The sequence below is a fragment of the Roseovarius atlanticus genome, from assembly GCF_001441615.1.
Lineage (GTDB): Bacteria > Pseudomonadota > Alphaproteobacteria > Rhodobacterales > Rhodobacteraceae > Roseovarius > Roseovarius atlanticus.
On sequence record NZ_LAXJ01000007.1, the window covers coordinates 56,089 to 74,987 of the forward strand.

Sequence of the window (18,899 nt, forward strand, 5' to 3'; positions counted from 1 at the left end):
TTGAGAAACAAAAAGGAAAAGGGCCCGACATTTGTGGGCCCTTTCCGCAAAACTCCGCTGCCGGGCGGCGCCTAGGGGGCCGGCACCTTGGACGGGGTGGACAGGCCGATCTGGTCACCCATCGCCACCATGTCGGCCAGCAGTTTGGCCGCGTCGTCCACTGGGCCGGGCTCGTTGACGAAGGTCTCCTGCGCCTTGGCCAGCCGGTCGGTGGCCTCGTCGACCATCTTCTGGAACTCGTCCTGCGTCATGTCCTCGCGCGACAGCGCGCGCTCGGCCAGGACAGAGATGGAATCGGCGTTGATCTCGGCAAAGCCGCCGGTGACGACATATTCCTTGTCGCCCTCCGGACCGGAGACGCGCACCACGCCGGGCCGCAACGTCGTGATCAGCGGCGTGTGGTCGGCCATCGCCGTCATGTCGCCGTCGGTGCCCGGGATCTGCACTTCGGTCGCCTCGACCGACGCCAGCAGGCGCTCGGGGCTCACCAGGTCGAATTGCACTGTATCAGCCATATTGGCCTCCGTTTCTGTCGCGAGCAGCCTCGCCCACCCTTCGGGTCATCCCGTAGGGTGGGTGAAAACCCACGCTTATGCGGCGTCCGCGGCCATCTTCTCGGCCTTGGCTTTCACATCGTCGATGCCGCCCACCATGTAGAACGCACCTTCCGGCAGGTGGTCGTACTCGCCGGCCACGACTGCCTTGAAGGACGCGATCGTGTCTTCCAGCGGCACCTGGATGCCGTCCGAGCCGGTGAACACCTTGGCCACGTCGAAGGGCTGCGACAGGAACCGCTGGATTTTCCGGGCGCGGGCCACGGTCAGCTTGTCCTCTTCCGACAGTTCGTCCATCCCGAGGATCGCGATGATGTCCTGCAGCGACTTGTAGCGTTGCAGGATCCCCTGCACGTCACGCGCGACCTTGTAATGCTCTTCACCCACGATCTGCGGGTCCATCAGGCGCGAGTTCGAGTCGAGCGGGTCCACCGCCGGGTAGATGCCCAGCTCCGAGATGGCGCGCGACAAAACCGTCGTGGCGTCGAGGTGGGCGAATGTCGTGGCCGGTGCGGGGTCGGTCAGGTCGTCCGCGGGCACGTACACGGCCTGGATCGAGGTGATCGAACCGGCCTTGGTCGAGGTGATGCGCTCCTGCATTGCGCCCATGTCGGTGGCCAGCGTCGGCTGGTACCCCACGGCCGAGGGGATCCGGCCGAGCAGAGCCGACACCTCGGAGCCCGCCTGCGTGAAGCGGAAGATGTTGTCCACGAAGAACAGAACGTCGGTCCCGGACGCATCGCGGAACTGTTCCGCCAGCGTCAGGCCGGTCAGCGCCACACGGGCACGCGCGCCCGGCGGTTCGTTCATCTGGCCGTAGACCAGCGCCACCTGGGAATTCTCCAGGTTCTCGGGGTCGATCACGTTCGACTCGATCATCTCGTGGTAAAGGTCGTTGCCTTCACGGGTCCGCTCGCCGACACCGGCGAAGACCGAGTAGCCCGAGTGCACCTTGGCGATGTTGTTGATCAGTTCCATGATCAGAACCGTCTTGCCCACGCCGGCGCCGCCGAACAGGCCGATCTTGCCGCCCTTGGCGTAAGGCGCCAGCAGGTCGACGACCTTGATGCCGGTCACCAGGATTTCCGACTCGGTCGACTGCGCCTCGAACTCGGGCGCGGGCTGGTGGATCGAGCGGGTTTCCTTGGCCTTGATCGGCGCGCCCTCGTCCACCGGCTCGCCGATGACGTTCAGGATGCGGCCCAGGGTGGCGTCGCCCACCGGCACGCTGATCGGGCCGTCGGTGTCGGTCACCTCCTGGCCGCGCACCAGACCCTCGGTCGAGTCCATGGCGATGGTCCGCACGGTGCTTTCACCCAAGTGCTGGGCCACTTCCAGAACCAGGCGCTTGCCGTTGTTGTCGGTTTCCAGGGCGTTCAGGATTTCCGGCAGGTGGTCGGTGAACTGCACGTCCACCACGGCGCCGATCACCTGCGTGATTTTGCCTTTTGCTTTGGCCATTGTCGTCTCTCCGGTTGTTCTTAAAGCGCCTCGGCGCCCGAAATAATTTCAATCAGCTCGTTGGTGATCACGGCCTGACGCGAGCGGTTGTACTCGATGGTCAGGTCCTCGATCATCTCGCCCGCGTTGCGCGTGGCGTTGTCCATGGCCGACATCCGTGCGCCCTGTTCGCTGGCGCCGTTCTCCAGCAGACCACTGAAGATCGCCGTCGCCACGCCACGGGGCAGCAGATCGCGCAGGATCGCGTCCTCGTCCGGCTCGTAGTCGTAGATCGTACCGGCCTCGTCACTCTCTGCAGCGGCCTCTTCGTCGATCTCGAAGGGGATCACCTGCTGCATGGTCGGCTTCTGGCTGACCACGTTCTCGAACTCCGAGAAAAAGATCTTGGCGACGTCGAATTCGCCCGCGTCAAAGCGGTCCAGCACGTTCTGCGCCACGTTCTGCGCATCGGCGTAGCCGACATTCTTCACCTCGGACAGATCGACATGGTCGATGAAGAGGTCCGCAAAATCACGCTTCAGCGCGTCGCGGCCCTTCTTGCCCACGGTGATGACCTTCACGGTCTTGCCGTTGGATTGCAGCTTGTTGATCTCGCTCCGCGCCAGCTTGGCGATGTTGGCGTTGAAGCCACCGCACAGGCCCCGCTCGGCGGTCATCACCACCAGCAGATGCACGTCGTCCTTGCCCGTCCCGCGCAACAGCGGCGGCGCGTTCTCGGCGTCGCCCGCGGCGGCGGCCAGCTTGGACATCACCGCGTTGAACCGCTCGGCATAGGGGCGGGCCATTTCGGCCGCGTCCTGGGCCCGCCGCAGCTTCGCGGCGGCCACCATCTGCATGGCCTTGGTGATCTTGCGGGTCGATTTGACCGACTCGATCCTGTTTTTTAGGTCCTTCAGACTCGGCATTGCCTCGTCACCCCCTTATCCGAAGTCGGCTGCGAACTCTTCGATGGCCGACTTGAGCTTGTCTTCGGCGTCGCCCTTGATCTTTGGATCCTCGTTGGTGATCCAGTCCAGAACGTCCTTGCGCTTGGTGCGCATGTGGTTCAGCAGACCATCCTCGAAGCGGCCCACCTGATCGACCTTGATCTTGTCGAGGTACCCATTGGTGCCCGCATAGATGATGCAGACGATCTCGGCATTGGTCAGCGGCGAATATTGCGGCTGCTTCATCAGCTCGGTCAGGCGCTCACCACGGCTCAGCAGGCGCTGGGTCGCGGCGTCGAGGTCCGACCCGAACTGGGCAAAAGCCGCCATTTCGCGGTACTGCGCAAGGCTCAGCTTCACCGGGCCGGCAACCGACTTCATCGCGTTGGTCTGGGCGGACGAGCCCACGCGGCTGACCGACAGGCCGGTGTTCACGGCGGGGCGGATGCCCTGGTAGAACAGCTCGGTTTCCAAAAAGATCTGGCCGTCGGTGATCGAGATCACGTTGGTCGGAATAAACGCCGACACGTCGCCGCCTTGGGTTTCGATGATCGGCAGCGCCGTCAGCGAGCCCGAGCCATTGTCCTCGTTCAGCTTGGCAGACCGCTCCAGCAGGCGGGAGTGGAGGTAGAAAACGTCACCCGGATAGGCTTCGCGGCCCGGCGGGCGGCGCAGCAGCAGCGACATCTGGCGATAGGCCACGGCCTGTTTGGACAGGTCATCGTAGACGATCAGCGCGTGACGGCCGTTGTCGCGGAAATGCTCGGCCATGGCGGTCGCCGAATAGGGTGCCAGGAACTGCATCGGCGCGGGGTCCGATGCGGTGGCGGCCACCACGATGGAGTAGTCCATCGCACCGGCCTCTTCCAGCTTCTTCACCAGCTGCGCCACGGTCGAGCGCTTTTGGCCCACGGCCACGTAAACGCAGTACAGTTTCTTGTACTCGTCGTCGCCCGCGGCGTCGTTATAGGACTTCTGGTTCAGCATCGTGTCCAGCGCCACGGCGGTCTTGCCGGTCTGGCGGTCGCCGATGATCAGCTCGCGCTGGCCGCGACCGATCGGGATCATGGCGTCGACCGATTTCAGGCCCGTGGCCATCGGCTCGTGCACCGATTTACGCGGGATGATGCCCGGCGCCTTGACGTCCGCGACACCGCGCGTCGACGCCTTGATCGGGCCCTTGCCGTCCAGCGGGTTGCCAAGGCCGTCCACGACCCGGCCCAGCAGCTCGTCCCCGATCGGCACGTCCACGATCGACTTGGTGCGCTTGACGGTGTCGCCTTCCTTGATGTCCCGGTCCGAGCCGAAGATCACCACGCCGACGTTGTCGGTTTCCAGGTTCAGCGCCATGCCCATGATGTTGCCGGGGAATTCCACCAGCTCACCGGCCTGGACGTTGTCGAGGCCGTGCACACGGGCAATCCCGTCACCGACTGACAGCACGCGACCCACCTCGGCAACCTCGGCCTCCTGGCCGAAATTCTTGATCTGGTCCTTAAGGATCGCAGAAATCTCTGCAGCTTGGATACCCATTTATCCGACCTCTTTCATTGCATTCTGTAGGGAATTGAGGCGCGAGCGGATCGACGTGTCGATCATCTTCGAGCCCACCTTTACGACAAGACCGCCAATGAGGCTTTCATCGACGGTCGCATTGATCTTGACGTCCTTGCCGACGGTGCTCTTCAGCGTCTCGGCCAGCTTTTTCGACTGCGCGTCGGTCAGCTTGACGGCGCTGGTCACGTCGGCGGTCACTTCGCCCTTATGATCGGCGATGCGCTCGTTCAGCAAACGCACCAGCTGCGGCAGCGCGAACAGGCGGCGCTTCTGCGCCATCAGCGCAAGGCCGTTCTTCAGTTCGGGCACAAGTCCCATCTTGTCCGCCACGGCCGTGATGGCGCGCTCCTGATCCTCGCGGCTGACGACCGGGCTGCTGATCAGGTCACGCAGATCGGCACTGTCATCGAGGGCGGCGGAAAGATCGGCAAGGTTCGTTTCAAGCTTGTCCAGCGAGTTGGCGTCTTTGGAAAGCTCGAAAATGGCAGTGGCATAGCGGTCTGCGATGCCGGAGGAGATCGAAGCTGGTTCGGACACGTCCACCCTTCCGATAGTTTGACCCCGGCTCGACAAAAGACGGCGCAAAGGCCGTCTTTCCGGGGTGGTTAGTGACGGTGAAACTCGCGAGACACCTGATTTCGAGGGCGGTTTAGCAGACCGATCCGAACCTCGCAAGCTAGCAGAAAGGACTTGTATACTGATGGATACTATTGTTTTTCAAAGGCTTATGCAGCCTGCGACCGAATGCGCAATTTTATTGCGACAAAAATCGTAACTTTTCGTCGCTTTTTTGCGATTCCTTCGTGAACGGCCTGCGGAAATCTTCGGCAGACTGGACCCCGGAACGCACCAACCGCGTTACCGCTATCACCCTCCCGGCGGTTTCCGCCGGTCGCGTCACCCGCCGATTGCACGCCGTCCCGGCGGCCCGTAAGGAGCCCGCAATGACACGCCCCGCCTTTCCCCTCGTCCGTATCGCCCGCGCCCTGACCCTCGCGCTGGCGCTCGGCATCCTTATCACCACGCTCTGGCCGTCCGACGCGCCGCCCCCGCCGTTCACACTGCGCGACAAGGTCCTTCACTTTCTCGCCTTCGCCGCCCTGATCCTGCCCATGGCCGTGGCCGACCCGCGCCGCGCTTTGGCGCTTGCGCCGGCCTGCATCGCCTTCGGCGCGGCGATCGAGATCATCCAGCCCGCCTTCGGCCGCGGCGCCGAATGGCTGGATCTTCTGGCCGATGCGCTCGGCGTCGGGGCGGGGCTATTCGCGGGATGGCTGATGGGCGCAGTCCTGCGCCGCCGCTAGACCGGCTTGGCCTGCGCGCTCGGCTTGGGCCGCAGCACGCCCAACGGGCTGCGCACCGTGTCCCGAACGGCCGAGCCGCGATCGGTGGGCGCATGAACCCGCTTGGTGGCCTGCACGATCAGCACGCCCCCCTTCAGCACCACCGACAGCTTGCCGCCCATGTTCTCCCACATGCCCGCCGTCTTGCGCCAGAACTTGCGGTGCGACGGCGGCTGGTAGAGTGCCGTCACATGCCGCTCGGGCAGGAAGTTCCGGGTCTTCAGCTGCGCCTCCAGCTGGCTCTGGCTATAGGGCCGACCGTACCCGAACGGCGTCCGGTCGCTGCGCGACCACAAGCCCGCCCGGTTCGGCACCACGAACAGCGCCGATCCCCCCGGCCCCAGCACCCGCCAGCATTCCTCCAACAGCTCGCCGGGCCGCTCGCAGGTCTCCAACCCATGCACCAGCATCAGCTTGTCGACCCGCCCCGTTTCCAGCGGCCACAGGGTTTCCTCGCACAGAACGCTGATATTGGGCTTGTCGGCGGGCCAGTGAATCACCCCCTGCGGCGCCGGCATCAGCGCGATCACCCGCCGGCTGTCCTTCAGGTAGGGCCGCAGGAACGGCACGGCAAAGCCGTAACCGGCCACCGTCTGCCCCTTCGCCTCGGGCCACAGCGCCCGGATCTCGGCGCCCACGGCGTTCTGCACCGCACGCCCCAGCGGGTTGCGGTAATAGAAATTCCTCAGGTCCTGCACATCCAGATGCATTGCAGCCCGCGCCCCGATCCGTCACTCTCGGGGCAAACATAACCACGAATTCAAGGATGGACCAATGACATTGCAGATCGAAACCGTCCCGTGCCTTTCGGACAACTACGCCTTTCTCGCGCACGACTCTGAAACCGGCGACACCGCCGTGGTGGACGTCCCCGAGGCCGCGCCGATCCTTGCCGCCCTCGCCGACAAGGGCTGGAAAGCCACGCATATCCTGATCACCCACCACCACGCCGACCATGTGCAGGGCCTCGACGAACTTCTGGCGCAGCACAAGGCACAGGTCGTCGGCCACGCCGCCGACGCCTCGCGCCTGCCAAAACTCGATATTGCACTGAATGACGGCGACACCGTCACCATCGGCTCGGACACAGGCACCGTGATGGACGTCTCGGGCCACACCGTCGGCCATATCGCCTTTCACTTCCCGGGCAGCAAGGTCGCCTTCACCGCCGACAGCCTGATGGCCCTGGGCTGTGGCCGTGTCTTCGAGGGCACCATGCCTCAGATGTGGGACAGCCTGTCGAAGCTGGCCGCCTTGCCGCCCGACACCACCATCTGCTCGGGCCATGAATACACCGCCGCCAACGGGCGTTTCGCGGTCACTATTGATCCGGACAACCCGGCGCTTATATCAAGGGTCAAGGCGGTCGAAGCCGCCCGCGATCAAGGGAAACCGACCGTTCCCTCCACCCTGTCCGAAGAACTGGCCACCAACCCCTTCCTGCGTGCCACCGATCCCGCCGTACAGGCGCATCTGGGCATGACGGGCGCAGACGCCGCCGACGTGTTCGCCGAGATCCGCACCCGAAAGGATAACTTTTAGGCACGCCCGCCGGGGCGGCCAAATTGTCACGGGACGGCCTGCAAAAGCAGCTTTTGTAAGATCGGAAAGGGAAAAGTGAACGGGTTTGGAAAAAAAGTCCTTGAAGGCTGGCCTGTATCGACCAAACTTTAATCATATAAGGCGAAGGTCGCGGGACCGGCCCTAGCCCAAGCAGAGGGAGCACACCGTGCCGTCATTCTCGAACACCCTTGAACAGGCAATCCACGCTGCACTGGCCCTGGCCAATGCGCGTCAACACGAATTCGCCACGCTGGAACACCTCCTGCTGGCCCTGATCGACGAACCCGACGCGGCCCGCGTGATGAAGGCGTGCAGCGTCGACACCGAGGACCTGCGCACCACGCTGGTCGAATTCATCGACGATGACCTGTCCAACCTCGTCACCGACATCGAAGGCTCCGAGGCGGTTCCGACCGCCGCCTTCCAGCGCGTGATCCAGCGTGCCGCCATCCACGTGCAGTCGTCTGGCCGCACCGAGGTGACAGGCGCAAACGTCCTCGTCGCCATCTTTGCCGAGCGCGAGTCGAACGCCGCCTACTTCCTGCAGGAACAGGACATGACCCGCTATGACGCGGTCAACTTCATCGCGCACGGCGTCGCCAAGGACCCCGCCTATGGCGAATCCCGGCCCGTGCAGGGCGTGGGCGAGGAAGAGACCGAGGCGCCCAAATCCTCTTCCGAGGGCGAACAGGTCGAAAACGGCGAATCCGCGCTGGCCAAGTATTGCGTCGACCTCAACGAGAAATCCCGCCAGGGCGACGTGGACCCCCTGATCGGCCGCGACAGCGAGGTCGAGCGCTGCATCCAGGTGCTCTGCCGCCGGCGCAAGAACAACCCGCTCCTGGTGGGCGATCCCGGCGTCGGCAAGACCGCCATCGCCGAAGGCCTCGCGCACAAGATCGTAGGCGGGCAGACCCCCAAGGTTCTGTCGAAAACCACCATCTTCTCGCTCGACATGGGCGCGCTTCTGGCCGGCACCCGCTATCGCGGCGATTTCGAGGAGCGGCTCAAGGCCGTCGTGACCGAGCTTGAGGAACATCCCGACGCGGTGCTTTTCATCGACGAGATTCACACCGTCATCGGCGCCGGCGCAACCTCGGGCGGCGCGATGGATGCCTCCAACCTGCTGAAGCCCGCGCTTCAGGGCGGCAAGCTGCGCTGCATGGGCTCCACGACCTTCAAGGAGTTCCGCCAGCATTTCGAGAAGGACCGCGCCCTGTCCCGCCGGTTCCAGAAAATCGACGTGGTCGAACCCACCGTCGATGACGCGATCAAGATCCTTAAGGGCCTCAAGCCCTATTTCGAGGAGCATCACAGCGTCAAATACACCGCCGAGGCCATCAAGTCCGCGGTGGACCTTTCGGCGCGCTATATCAACGACCGCAAGCTGCCCGACAAGGCCATCGACGTGATCGACGAGGCCGGCGCGGCGCAGCATCTGGTGGCTGCCTCCAAGCGGCGCAAGTCCATCGGTCCGAAAGAGATCGAGAATGTCGTGGCCAAGATCGCCCGCATTCCTCCGAAAAACGTATCCAAGGACGATGCCGAGGTGCTCAAGGATCTCGAAGGCTCGCTCAAGCGCGTCGTCTTCGGCCAGGACACCGCGATCGAGGCGCTGTCGGCGGCGATCAAGCTGGCCCGCGCAGGCCTGCGCGAGCCTGAAAAGCCCATCGGCAACTACCTCTTCGCCGGTCCCACCGGCGTGGGCAAGACCGAGGTCGCCAAACAGCTGGCCGACACGCTGGGCGTGGAACTGCTCCGCTTCGACATGTCCGAGTACATGGAGAAACACGCGGTCTCCCGCCTGATCGGCGCGCCTCCGGGCTATGTCGGCTTCGACCAGGGCGGCCTTCTGACCGACGGCGTCGATCAGCACCCGCATTGCGTCCTGCTGCTCGACGAGATCGAAAAGGCGCACCCGGACGTGTTCAACATCCTCCTGCAGGTAATGGACCACGGCAACCTGACCGATCACAACGGCCGCACGGTGAACTTCCGCAACGTGGTCCTGATCATGACCTCTAACGCGGGCGCCACCGAGCTTGCCAAGGCCGCCATCGGCTTCGGCCGCGACCGCCGTGAGGGCGAGGATACCGCCGCGATCGAACGCACGTTCACGCCGGAATTCCGCAACCGTCTGGACGCGGTCATCTCCTTCGGCCCGCTGCCGAAAGAGGTCATCCTGCAAGTGGTCGAAAAGTTCGTGCTGCAACTCGAGGCGCAGCTGATGGACCGCAACGTGACCATCGAATTGACCAAGCCCGCCGCCGAATGGCTGGCCGACAAGGGCTACGACGACAAGATGGGCGCGCGTCCCCTGGGCCGCGTGATCCAGGAACACATCAAGAAGCCGCTGGCCGAGGAACTTCTCTTCGGCAAGCTTGCCAAGGGCGGTGTGGTCAAGGTCGGGGTCAAGGACGGCCAGATCGACCTGCGCATCGAAGGCCCGGAACATCCGCGTCTCTCGGGCAAAAAGCCGCCGCTGCTCACGGCAGAGTGACGCGCGCGAAAGCTTTGCGATAAGAATTGAAACGGGCGGCACCCACCAGGCCGCCCGTTTTCACGTCCACCCCCGTCTTCCGAGGTGCCCCGTTGCCGACCTTGCCCAGATCCGCCCTCGCCGCCGCCCTCTTCACGCTGGCCACCCCCGCGCTGGCCGAATCGCCGACCCTCGCGCTGCCCATCGACTGCGCCCTGGGTCAGACCTGCTATATTGAGGATTACGTCGATCTCGATCCCGGTCCCGGTCAGCACGATTACATGTGCAGTTTAAAAAGCCGCGACGACCACCGCGGCACCGACATTCACCTCCTGTCGTTCGAGGCGATGGAGACAGGCGTCAACGTCCTTGCCGCCGCCCCGGGCCGCGTCGCCGCCCTGCGCGACGGGATGCCCGACACCCCCGTCACCGAAGACACCCGCGACGCCATCGCGGGCCGCGAATGCGGCAACGCCGTGCGCATCGACCACGGCAGCGGCTGGCAAACGCTCTATTGCCACATGAAAAACGGCTCCATCGCCGTCACCGAGGGACAGCAGGTCGACAGCGGCACGCCCCTGGGCCAGGTCGGCCTCAGCGGCCTGACCAACGCGCCCCATATCCACCTGTCGGTCCTCAAGGACGGCGACATTATCGACCCGTTCCTGCCCGACGCCGAACCGGGCGTCTGCGGCACCGCCACCGGTCCGGGCCTCTGGGCCACCGCCCTGCCCTATGACCGCGCGGGCCTCTTCACCGCCGGCTTCTCGACCGCCGTGCCCGATTTCGACGCGGTCAAATCCGGCGACGCCCGCGTCACCGAGACCACGCCCGATACGCCGCTGGTGATCTACGGCCACGTCTTTTATGCCCAGCCCGGCGACACCATGCGCGTCACTGCCTCGGGTCCCGAAGGCGAGATCTTCTATCATACCGAGACACTCGACGCCCCGCAGGCCCAGCTCTTCCGCGCCTATGGCCGCCGCGCCCCCGAGGGCGGCTGGCCCCCCGGTGCCTATCGCGGCTACGTGACCCTGGAACGCGCGGGCCAGGTGCTGGCCAACCGCCACGCCGACATCATCGTGCTGGCCGAGTAGCGCCGCTGGTATCGCCGCGCCTATTTCTCCGTCAGCTTCAGCTCGATCCGCCGGTTCTGCGCCCGCGCCTCGGGCGTGTCGGCGGGGTTGATCGGCTGGTACTGCCCGAACCCGTTGGCCGACAGCCGTTCGGGCGGCAGGCCCAGGAAATTCACCAGATACCGCACCACCGACAACGCCCGCGCCTGGCTGAGATCCCAGTTGTCCTCGAACTGCGCGCCGGGCCGCACCGGCACGTCGTCGGTATGCCCGTCCACCTGGATCACCCAGTCGATATCCTCGGGGATATTCTCGGCCACCGTGCGCAGGATGTCGGCCACCTTGGCCAATTCGCCCTCGCCCGCGTCCGACAGCTGCGCCTCGCCCTGCGCGAACAGCACCTCGGACGAAAACACGAACCGGTCGCCCACGATCCGCACGCCTTCCTGCTCTTCCAGCAACTGCCGCAACCGGCCAAAGAATTCCGACCGGAATTTCTCAAGGTCCGCGCGTTCCGCCTCCAGCCGCTTGCGCTCGGCTTCCTCCAGCTCGCGCCGCCGCCGCTCTTCGGCCGCCACCCGCGCCAGCGCGGTGTTCAACTCGTTGCCCAGCGATTGCAGCTGCACATCCGCCGCCGCCTCGCGCGCCTTGGCATCGTCCAGCAGCGCCTGCAACTGCCCCAGCTGATCGCGCAGCGCCCGCACCTGCTGGTTCAACAGCGCCTCTTCCTCCTGCGCCTCATCGGCCAGCGAACGCTGCCGGTCCAGCTCCGCCTGCACCTGCCCCAGCATCGCCGCCCGCTGCTCGGATTCCGTCAGCCGCGCCTCGGCCTCTTCCTCGGCAGCCAGCTTCGCCGCCAGCGCCGCGGCCAGCTGCGCGCGCACATCCTCGGCCGACAGCGCCTCGGCATTGGCCGCTTCGTTGGCCGCGATCAGCGATGCTATGCGTTTCTCCCGCGCCGCCACATCCGCCTCCAGCGCAGTCACCTGGCGCTGCAAATCCGCGATCAGGTCGGCATTCTCCACCGCCTCGTTCTCCGCAGCGGTCTTGGCCGCCAGTGCCTCGGCCAGCCGCTCTTCCAGGCTCGCCGCCGTCTGCGCCGCCTCGCCGCTGTCCTCGCGCAACGCGGCCAGTTCCGCCTCGGTCTCGCTCAGCCGAAGCTGCAACTCCTCTGCCCGCACCGTCTCGGAGTCCACGTCGGCCAACGCCTGCGCCAGCTCCGCCTCCAGTGCCGTCAACTCCGAGCGGCGCAACTCGCGCCCGCTTTCGGCCTCCGCCAGCGCCGCCTCGGCCTCCTGCTGCGCCATCAGCGCCGCGGCCAGCCGCACGTCCAGATCCTCCTGCGCGTCCTCGGCCGCGGCCAGCATGGCCAGCGTTTCCTCCGCTTTGCGCCGTTGTTCCTCCAGCGCCAGCGTCATCGCCGTCAGCTCGGCATCGGCGTTCTCCAACCGGTCGCGCAAGGCCTCCGCCGCCGCCGCCTCGGCCAGCCGCGCCTTCTCCTCGTCGGACAATTGCGCCTGCAAATCCTCGACCTGCGCGGTCAGCTCCGCCTGCGCCGCGTCGTCCTCCTCGGCCGCGCTGCGCAATTCCGCGATCATCGCCTCCAGCGCATCGGCCTGCGCCGCGGCCAGCCGCGCGGCCTCTTCCTGCGCATCGATCTCGTCGCGCAGCCCCGCCAGTGCCAGTTGCAACTGCTCCTGCTCACTCAGCAACTCCTCGCGCTGACCTTCCAGATCGGCAATCGTGCCAAGGTTCTCGTCGCGCTGCGCCAGCAGCCCCGCCACCTGTTCCTCGAAACTGGCGATCCGCGCCTCAGCCTCGGCAATCTGCGATTCCTGTGCCGCGATCAGCGCCGCCTGCTGCTCCTGCCGCTGGCGCGCGTCGCCCAGCGTCGCGGTCAGCGCACCCACCCGCTCGGTCAGCGTGGCGTTGCGGTCCTGTTCCAGCCCCAGCGCCCGGCTCAGCGCCGCGACCTCGTTCGACAGCTCGTCCAGCCGGCTTTCCTGTCCGCTGATCGTCTCGCGCAGCACGAATTGCACCACCATGAAGATGGTCAGCACGAACATCAGGACCAACAAAAGCCCCGTCATCGCATCCACGAATCCCGGCCAGATCGAGGCTTGGAACCGTGCGCCAGTGCGCCGTGACAGGGCCATGGCCTAGCCTCCCTGCTCCCGTTCGGTGCGCCGCAGCGCCCTTGGTGCCGCCTCGGGTCTGCCATGGCTCGACGCCAGCTGCCCGATGGCCCGCGACAGCGCGTTCAGGTCCGTGCGCAGCTCGCTCATGCTTTCCTGCCGCCCGGCGCTGATTTCCTCAAGAATGCGCAGCATCTGCACGTCGATCGACCGCAGCCGCATCCGGCTTTCGGCGTCGATCCCGCCGCTTTCACCCTCGTGGCTGGCCATCTGCCGGATCAGCTCTTCCTGCCCGTCCGCCACCCGCGTCAGCGCATCGTGCAAAGGCGCCGTATCGGTCAGCCTTTCGGTCAGCTTTTCCATCGAGTCCGCCAGAAGGCCCAGCTTTTCGTCCACCATCGCGCGGCTGACATCGGATTGCGTCAGCATCAGCTGCAGGCTCTCCATCTGCTCGCCCATGTGATCGACAACGCTCGCCATCACGCCCGCCTCGCCGCCACCCTCGCCATCGCCCGAGGCCAGACCGACGCGCGTGATCGTCGACATCCACTCTTCCAGCTCGCGGTAGAACCGGTTCTGCCCGTGCCCCGCGAACAGCTCCAGCAGCCCCACGACCAACGACCCGGCCAGACCCAGCAGCGAACTGGCAAAGGCCACGCCCATGCCGCCCAACTGCGATTCCAGCCCGGTCATCAGCCGGTTGAACACGTCCACGCCTTCCTCGCCGTCCTGCGGTGCCAGGCTGCGGATCGTGTCCACCACCGCCGGCACCGTCGTGGCCAGGCCATAGAACGTCCCCAGAAGCCCGAGGAAAATCAACATGCTGGTGATATAGCGCGTGATTTCCCGCGCCTCGTCGATCCGCTGCGCCACCGAGTCGAGGATCGACCGCGCCGAGCCCGACGCGATCTTCATCCGCTTGCCGCGCTGCTTCAGCAGGGTCGCCAGCGGGGCCAGCAGCAGCGGCGCCTTGATATCCTGCGGGGTTTCGCGCTCGTGGACAAACCCCTCGATCCAGCGCACCGAGCCGATCAGCTGGTACATCTGCCAGAAACAGGCCACCACGCCGATGACGAATACGAACAGGATGAACCCGTTCAGATACGGGTTGGCCTGGAACACCGGCAACACCCGCGGCAATGCGAAGAACGCGCCAAGCCCCGTCAGGGCCAGGACGATCAGCATCAGCGTGATCTGCCTTACGGGGTGTGAAAAGTTGGGCTCGACCTCACGGTCCGGCTGGTCCATCTGGACGGCTCCCGGCGCGGTTATTGTTTGGCGACACCCTACGCGTTAACCACTGTGAAGCCAAGGTTTTAAAGCGTTTCCGGCACCTTCGCCCGCGGGTCAGCTCAAACCCCGATCCCCTTCACTCGCCGCACCAGCCAGTCAAGCTCGGGGTCGTGGATGCCCAGCTCTTCCAGGTGCGCGACGGTCTGGAAGAGATACTCGTGGTTCGGCCCCCGCCCGCCATGGGCGCGGGCGATGATCCGGGCCTGTTCCTCCAGGTCCAGTCCGCCGCAATACTGCACGTGATCGGCGTCGATCACATAGGTCAGCGCCCGCACCTGCCGCCCGTCGCGCAGCATGATGTCCAGCTCCTTTTCCAGGTACGCCGCCGACACCAATTCCCGCTCGCGCAGATAGGCCAGAACCTTGTCCTCTTCGTCCTCGTGCACCGCCAAGGCAACACCCCGGCACAGTGCATCCGGGCTTTCGTCCAGCGCCAGCACAAGGCCCGGGTTCTCCTCGGTCCCGCGATGGTGGATCGAGCGCATACAGAAACTGCGGTGATAGCCCGGCAAGGCCGCCAGCACCCGCTGCACCGGCGTGAACCCGGGGTTCCACACCAGCGACCCATAGCCGAAGACCCACATCGTCATTTTTCCGCTCCTTGCGCTTTCCCCTGCCCCCTAATCACTTTAGATACCTCACGGCAAGGGCTCGGAAGAAGGCTGATAGGCAGATGCGCGGCATGTTGATCCTGATCGTGGTGGCGGCCCTGGCATGGTCCGTCTACTGGGCCGTGGGCTCCACCGGTGCCACCAAGGCGTTCGAGGCCTGGTTCGAGGGCCGACGCGCCGATGGCTGGGTGGCCGAGTATTCCGATCTCACAACCCGCGGCTTTCCCAACCGCTTCGACAGCACGTTCACCGATGTCACCCTCGCCGACCCCGACACCGGCCTGGCGTGGGAGGCCCCGTTCTTCCAGGTCTTCGCGCTCAGCTACAAGCCCAACCACATCATCGCCGTCTGGCCCGATCATCAGTTGATCGCGACGCCCCAGGCCAAGTACGACGTGACCAGCACCGACATGCGCGCCAGCCTCGTCACCCGCCCCGCGCCGGGCCTGCCGCTCGAACGGCTGACCCTGACGGCCGAGGACCTCGCGGTGCAGCCCGACACCACCGTCCAGCCGACCACCGCCGACAGCCTGACGCTTGCCGCCGAGCGCACGACCGCGTCCGACAGCAGCTACCGCTTCGGCCTCACCGCCGACGGCTTTTCCCCCGCGCTCGACTGGCGGGTCAAGGTCGATCCCGGCGACACCCTGCCCGACTCGCTCGAGGCGCTGTCGCTCGACATGACCGTGGACTTCGACAAACCCTGGGACCTTTCTGCGATCGAGGACGCCCGCCCCCAGCCCAACCGCATCGACCTCAAACTGGCCGAGGCCCGCTGGGGCCGGTTGGAACTGCAGGCGGCGGGCGAGGTGACGGTCGACGCCGCCGGCATCCCCACCGGCGAGATCACCGTCAAGGCCCGCAACTGGCGCGACATCCTGCGCCTGGCCACCGACAGCGGCGCGCTGCCACAGGCCTTCGCCGGCACGCTCGAGGATGGCCTCGCGCTGGTGTCGCAGATGGCCGGCAACCCCAAGACTCTCGACGTTCCGCTGGGCCTGCGCGACGGCCGCGTGTTCCTGGGCCCGGTGCCTCTCGGCCCGGCCCCGGTGCTACGCCTCCGCTAGCGTTTCCGGGAAACACGCCGGAGGAAAAAGATTTCGAAATCTTTTGCCAAATCTTTTCCTCGAAAAGATTTGCCCCGCCCTACCGGCAGTACGACCCGTTGCGGTGCTCCGCCGTATCGAAATGGAAGTGATCGCGGTGGTACCCGTCCGATCCCGGCCCCAGAACCGTGCCGAACGGCCCGCAGGCCGACCCGTGCAACTGCCGCAGGATCTTGCCGCGCTTGCCCGTGCCCCAGTCGTTCAGCACCGAGATATCCGTGCCGTCCCGCAACAGGAACGCCGAGATGTCGATCGCGTTGCCCTTGGAATGCTCCGACAGCCGCGCGCCGCGCTTGTGATTGCGCGTCCGGCACACGTAATGCGCGGCGACCTTCAGGCTTCTGACACCGCCGCCCGTGTCCCCGACGATGGGCTTCATGTCGTTCTGCACCCAGGCGTTCAGCGTCCGCGCCGTGCGGCAGTTCATCGTCGCGGGCTGGCTCAGCAGAACCCCGCCGACCGCATCCACCTCGACCGCGTCGGCGATCCCGCAGGCGCCGTTGCCCGGCACGTCTCCGACCACCACGCCCTGGATCGACGGATCGCCACAGACAGCCCCCCGCGTGACCAGTTCGGGGTCATCCCTGTCGCCACCGCCAAACGAACAACTCGCCAGAAAGACTGGAAAAATCCACGCCAGACGCATCCTGCTCACCCTTTTTTCACGCGCCCGAAATCCGGCGCATCCGTATCTTGCCCGGCCTCGATGATACCACGCCGAATGCTGCGCGTCCGCGTGAAATAATCGTGCAGCAGGTCGCCGTCCCCGGTGCGGATCGCGCGTTGCAACGCGAAAAGCTCCTCGGTGAAGCGCCCCAGCACTTCCAGCGTCGCGTCCTTGTTCGTCAGAAAAACGTCGCGCCACATCGTGGGGTCGCTGGCCGCGATCCGGGTAAAATCGCGGAACCCGGCGGCGGAATACTTGATGACCTCGCTGTCGGTCACCCGGCGCAGGTCGTCGGCCACGCCCACCATGGTGTAGGCAATCAGATGCGGCGTGTGGCTGGTCACGGCACAAACAAGGTCGTGGTGGTCTGCATCCATCTCGTCCGTCTTGGCGCCCATCGCCTGCCACAGCGCCTCCAGCCGGTCGACCGCCGCGCGGTCGCTGCCCTCCACCGGAACGATCAGGGTGTACTTGTTCTCGAAAAGCTCGGCAAAGCCCGAGCGCGGACCGGAATGCTCGGTCCCGGCCATCGGGTGGGCGGGTACGAAATGCACGCCTTGCGGCAAATGTGGGCCGACCGCCTCGATCACCGCTTTCTTGACCGAGCCGACATCGCTGACCGTGGCGCCCGGCTTCAAGGCCGGCGCGATCTCTTCGGCCACCGCACCCATCGCGCCCACCGGCACGCACAGCACCACCAGGTCCGCGCCCTCCACGGCCTCCGCCGCGCTGTCGCACACCCTGTCACACAGCCCGATCTCGCGCGCCACGTCGCGGGTCTCCTCGGACCGTGCAAACCCCGTGACCTCGCCCGCCAGCCCGGCGCGCTTCATCGCCCAGAACATCGACGAGGCAATCAGCCCCAGCCCGATCAGCGCCACCCGGTCATAGATCACGCTCATTCCGCGTCTCCCATGAACTGGCCCACCGCGTGCGCCACCCGGCGGCAGCTGGATTCGTCCCCCACCGTGATCCGCAGGCAGTTGGGCAGGTTGTACCCCGCCACCCTGCGCACGATCAGCCCCTCGGATTTCAGGTATTCGTCACAGGCCTCGGCCTGGTCCTTGTCGGCGAACCGCGCCAGGATGAAATTGGCCAGCGACGTGTCCGACGGCACGCCATGCCCCGCCAGCGCCTCGGCCAGCCAGGCCCGCATCCGCGCATTGTCCGCCCGGCACTTGTCGACCCAGGCCTGGTCGCGCACGGCGGCCTCGGACGTGACCAGCGCCGCCTGGCTCAGGTTGAAGGGCCCGCGCACCCGGTTCAGCACATCCACCACATGCGCCGGACCGTACCCCCAGCCCACACGCAGCCCGCCCAGTCCGTAAATCTTGGAAAAGGTGCGCGTCATCACCACGTTCTCGCGCGCATCGACCAGCCCCGCACCGCCGTCAAACCCCTCGACATACTCGGCATAGGCCCCGTCCAGCACCAACAGCACATGATCGGGCAGGCGCTCGGCCAGCCGCGCGATCTCGCCGTCGCCCACCATGGTGCCGGTGGGGTTGTTGGGGTTGGCGATGAACACCAGCCGGGTGCGGTCGGTACAGGCGGCCAGAATGGCGTCCACGTCCGTCACCCGCTCACGCTCGGGCACCTCGACCGGGGTCGCCCCGTTGGCCAGCGCCGCGATCTTGTAGATGGCGAACCCGTGCTCGGTGTGAATCACCTCGTCGCCCGGCCCGGCATAGCACTGGCACAGCAGCGACAGGATCTCGTCACTGCCCACACCACAGACGATGCGGTCCGCGTCCAGCCCGTGCATCTCGGCAATGGCACCGCGCAGGCTGGCGTGGTCGGTGCTGGGATAGCGGTGCAGGTCGAACGCCGCCTTGCGAAACGCGTCCTTCGCCGCCTCGCTCGGCCCGAACGGGTTCTCGTTCGAGCTCAGCTTTACCACGTTGCTTACCCCCTCCACATGGCTTGACCCGCCCACATAGGGGGCGATGTCCAGTATTCCGGGCTGGGGGGTGATCTTGGTCATGTGATGTCATTCCTCACGGGGGCAGCGGCACACCGCCCGTGGCCGCAGCGGCCCCGAACAGGTGGTCATGTTCCGCATTACCGAGACCCGCGCGCCCTGACCAGCCCCACCGAGGTCAAATCGCACAAGATGCGGCGCTTAGAC

17 protein-coding genes are annotated in these 18,899 nt (G+C 65.8%); 5 read left to right on the top strand and 12 right to left on the bottom strand.

The window, feature by feature from the left end; all coding sequences use genetic code 11:
- Positions 1-71: 71 nt before the first annotated feature.
- From XM53_RS07700 to XM53_RS07720, 5 genes are all read right to left on the bottom strand, one after another.
- Positions 72-515: a F0F1 ATP synthase subunit epsilon gene (locus tag XM53_RS07700; protein ID WP_057791970.1), complete on the bottom strand. Its 444-nt coding sequence runs from the start codon at positions 513-515 to the stop codon at positions 72-74.
- 75 nt (positions 516-590) lie between these two features.
- Positions 591-2,015 (bottom strand): F0F1 ATP synthase subunit beta, encoded by a 1,425-nt coding sequence (gene atpD, locus XM53_RS07705; RefSeq protein WP_057791972.1) that lies wholly within the window; start codon positions 2,013-2,015, stop codon positions 591-593.
- A 20-nt stretch (positions 2,016-2,035) separates the two neighbouring features.
- A complete protein-coding gene (locus XM53_RS07710; protein WP_057791973.1) occupies positions 2,036-2,920 on the bottom strand; it encodes a F0F1 ATP synthase subunit gamma in 885 nt (294 codons plus the stop codon).
- 15 nt (positions 2,921-2,935) lie between these two features.
- Complete coding sequence (gene atpA / locus XM53_RS07715; RefSeq protein WP_057791974.1) at positions 2,936-4,474, bottom strand: F0F1 ATP synthase subunit alpha; 1,539 nt, start codon at positions 4,472-4,474, stop codon at positions 2,936-2,938.
- Positions 4,475-5,041 (bottom strand): F0F1 ATP synthase subunit delta, encoded by a 567-nt coding sequence (locus XM53_RS07720; RefSeq protein ID WP_082630819.1) that lies wholly within the window; start codon positions 5,039-5,041, stop codon positions 4,475-4,477. It abuts the gene before it with no gap.
- Positions 5,042-5,442: 401 nt separating this feature from the next.
- On the opposite strand from XM53_RS07720, the gene XM53_RS07725 reads away from it, so the two are divergent.
- Positions 5,443-5,802: a VanZ family protein gene (locus XM53_RS07725; protein WP_057791976.1), complete on the top strand. Its 360-nt coding sequence runs from the start codon at positions 5,443-5,445 to the stop codon at positions 5,800-5,802.
- Here the strand turns inward: XM53_RS07725 and XM53_RS07730 are convergent.
- Positions 5,799-6,551, bottom strand: coding sequence for a class I SAM-dependent methyltransferase (locus tag XM53_RS07730; protein WP_057791977.1), 753 nt, complete (start codon positions 6,549-6,551; stop codon positions 5,799-5,801). The genes XM53_RS07725 and XM53_RS07730 overlap by 4 nt on opposite strands.
- A gap of 64 nt (positions 6,552-6,615) precedes the next feature.
- Between XM53_RS07730 and gloB the strand changes: the two genes are divergently transcribed.
- The 3 genes from gloB to XM53_RS07745 all read left to right on the top strand — a co-directional run bounded on the left by gloB (position 6,616) and on the right by XM53_RS07745 (position 10,980).
- On the top strand, positions 6,616-7,383 hold the full coding sequence (gloB, locus tag XM53_RS07735; protein WP_057791979.1) for a hydroxyacylglutathione hydrolase: 768 nt from the start codon (positions 6,616-6,618) through the stop codon (positions 7,381-7,383).
- Positions 7,384-7,570: 187 nt separating this feature from the next.
- Positions 7,571-9,904 (top strand): ATP-dependent Clp protease ATP-binding subunit ClpA, encoded by a 2,334-nt coding sequence (gene clpA, locus XM53_RS07740; protein ID WP_057791980.1) that lies wholly within the window; start codon positions 7,571-7,573, stop codon positions 9,902-9,904.
- Between the two features lie 92 nt (positions 9,905-9,996).
- Positions 9,997-10,980: a M23 family metallopeptidase gene (locus tag XM53_RS07745; RefSeq protein WP_236544437.1), complete on the top strand. Its 984-nt coding sequence runs from the start codon at positions 9,997-9,999 to the stop codon at positions 10,978-10,980.
- 20 nt (positions 10,981-11,000) lie between these two features.
- Here XM53_RS07745 and XM53_RS07750 read toward each other — a convergent pair whose 3' ends face one another.
- The 3 genes from XM53_RS07750 to XM53_RS07760 form a co-directional block, all read right to left on the bottom strand.
- Positions 11,001-13,115, bottom strand: coding sequence for a peptidoglycan -binding protein (locus tag XM53_RS07750; protein ID WP_057791982.1), 2,115 nt, complete (start codon positions 13,113-13,115; stop codon positions 11,001-11,003).
- A gap of 3 nt (positions 13,116-13,118) precedes the next feature.
- Entirely contained in the window at positions 13,119-14,342 is a 1,224-nt protein-coding gene (locus tag XM53_RS07755; protein WP_057791984.1) for a hypothetical protein, read from the bottom strand.
- A 104-nt stretch (positions 14,343-14,446) separates the two neighbouring features.
- Positions 14,447-14,977: a gamma-glutamylcyclotransferase gene (locus tag XM53_RS07760; protein ID WP_057791986.1), complete on the bottom strand. Its 531-nt coding sequence runs from the start codon at positions 14,975-14,977 to the stop codon at positions 14,447-14,449.
- A gap of 83 nt (positions 14,978-15,060) precedes the next feature.
- Here XM53_RS07760 and XM53_RS07765 point away from each other — a divergent pair, with 83 nt between their 5' ends.
- Positions 15,061-16,065, top strand: coding sequence for a DUF2125 domain-containing protein (locus XM53_RS07765; RefSeq protein ID WP_236544438.1), 1,005 nt, complete (start codon positions 15,061-15,063; stop codon positions 16,063-16,065).
- Between the two features lie 79 nt (positions 16,066-16,144).
- Here the strand turns inward: XM53_RS07765 and XM53_RS07770 are convergent, their stop codons facing one another.
- Genes XM53_RS07770 through hisC form a run of 3 tightly spaced genes read right to left on the bottom strand, consistent with a single transcriptional unit; the run spans position 16,145 to position 18,755 of the window.
- The gene (locus tag XM53_RS07770) at positions 16,145-16,750 is read right to left on the bottom strand and encodes an extensin-like domain-containing protein (protein WP_057791988.1); all 606 of its coding nucleotides are present in this window, start codon (positions 16,748-16,750) and stop codon (positions 16,145-16,147) included.
- Positions 16,751-16,755: 5 nt separating this feature from the next.
- Positions 16,756-17,673: a prephenate/arogenate dehydrogenase family protein gene (locus XM53_RS07775; protein ID WP_057791990.1), complete on the bottom strand. Its 918-nt coding sequence runs from the start codon at positions 17,671-17,673 to the stop codon at positions 16,756-16,758.
- A complete protein-coding gene (gene hisC, locus XM53_RS07780; RefSeq protein ID WP_057791992.1) occupies positions 17,670-18,755 on the bottom strand; it encodes a histidinol-phosphate transaminase in 1,086 nt (361 codons plus the stop codon). The genes XM53_RS07775 and hisC overlap by 4 nt, the downstream gene beginning before the upstream one ends.
- Between the last annotated feature and the right edge of the window lie 144 nt (positions 18,756-18,899).

Coding starts and splice junctions, on each gene's coding strand:
- XM53_RS07765 (WP_236544438.1), top strand. CDS start 15,061: ATGCGCGGCATGTTGATCCTGATCGTGGTGGCGGCCCTGGCATGGTCC.
- XM53_RS07710 (WP_057791973.1), bottom strand. CDS start 2,920: ATGCCGAGTCTGAAGGACCTAAAAAACAGGATCGAGTCGGTCAAATCG.
- atpD (WP_057791972.1), bottom strand. CDS start 2,015: ATGGCCAAAGCAAAAGGCAAAATCACGCAGGTGATCGGCGCCGTGGTG.
- XM53_RS07770 (WP_057791988.1), bottom strand. CDS start 16,750: ATGCGTCTGGCGTGGATTTTTCCAGTCTTTCTGGCGAGTTGTTCGTTT.
- XM53_RS07760 (WP_057791986.1), bottom strand. CDS start 14,977: ATGACGATGTGGGTCTTCGGCTATGGGTCGCTGGTGTGGAACCCCGGG.
- atpA (WP_057791974.1), bottom strand. CDS start 4,474: ATGGGTATCCAAGCTGCAGAGATTTCTGCGATCCTTAAGGACCAGATC.
- hisC (WP_057791992.1), bottom strand. CDS start 18,755: ATGACCAAGATCACCCCCCAGCCCGGAATACTGGACATCGCCCCCTAT.
- XM53_RS07730 (WP_057791977.1), bottom strand. CDS start 6,551: ATGCATCTGGATGTGCAGGACCTGAGGAATTTCTATTACCGCAACCCG.
- XM53_RS07755 (WP_057791984.1), bottom strand. CDS start 14,342: ATGGACCAGCCGGACCGTGAGGTCGAGCCCAACTTTTCACACCCCGTA.
- XM53_RS07700 (WP_057791970.1), bottom strand. CDS start 515: ATGGCTGATACAGTGCAATTCGACCTGGTGAGCCCCGAGCGCCTGCTG.
- XM53_RS07725 (WP_057791976.1), top strand. CDS start 5,443: ATGACACGCCCCGCCTTTCCCCTCGTCCGTATCGCCCGCGCCCTGACC.
- XM53_RS07750 (WP_057791982.1), bottom strand. CDS start 13,115: ATGGCCCTGTCACGGCGCACTGGCGCACGGTTCCAAGCCTCGATCTGG.
- XM53_RS07775 (WP_057791990.1), bottom strand. CDS start 17,673: ATGAGCGTGATCTATGACCGGGTGGCGCTGATCGGGCTGGGGCTGATT.
- gloB (WP_057791979.1), top strand. CDS start 6,616: ATGACATTGCAGATCGAAACCGTCCCGTGCCTTTCGGACAACTACGCC.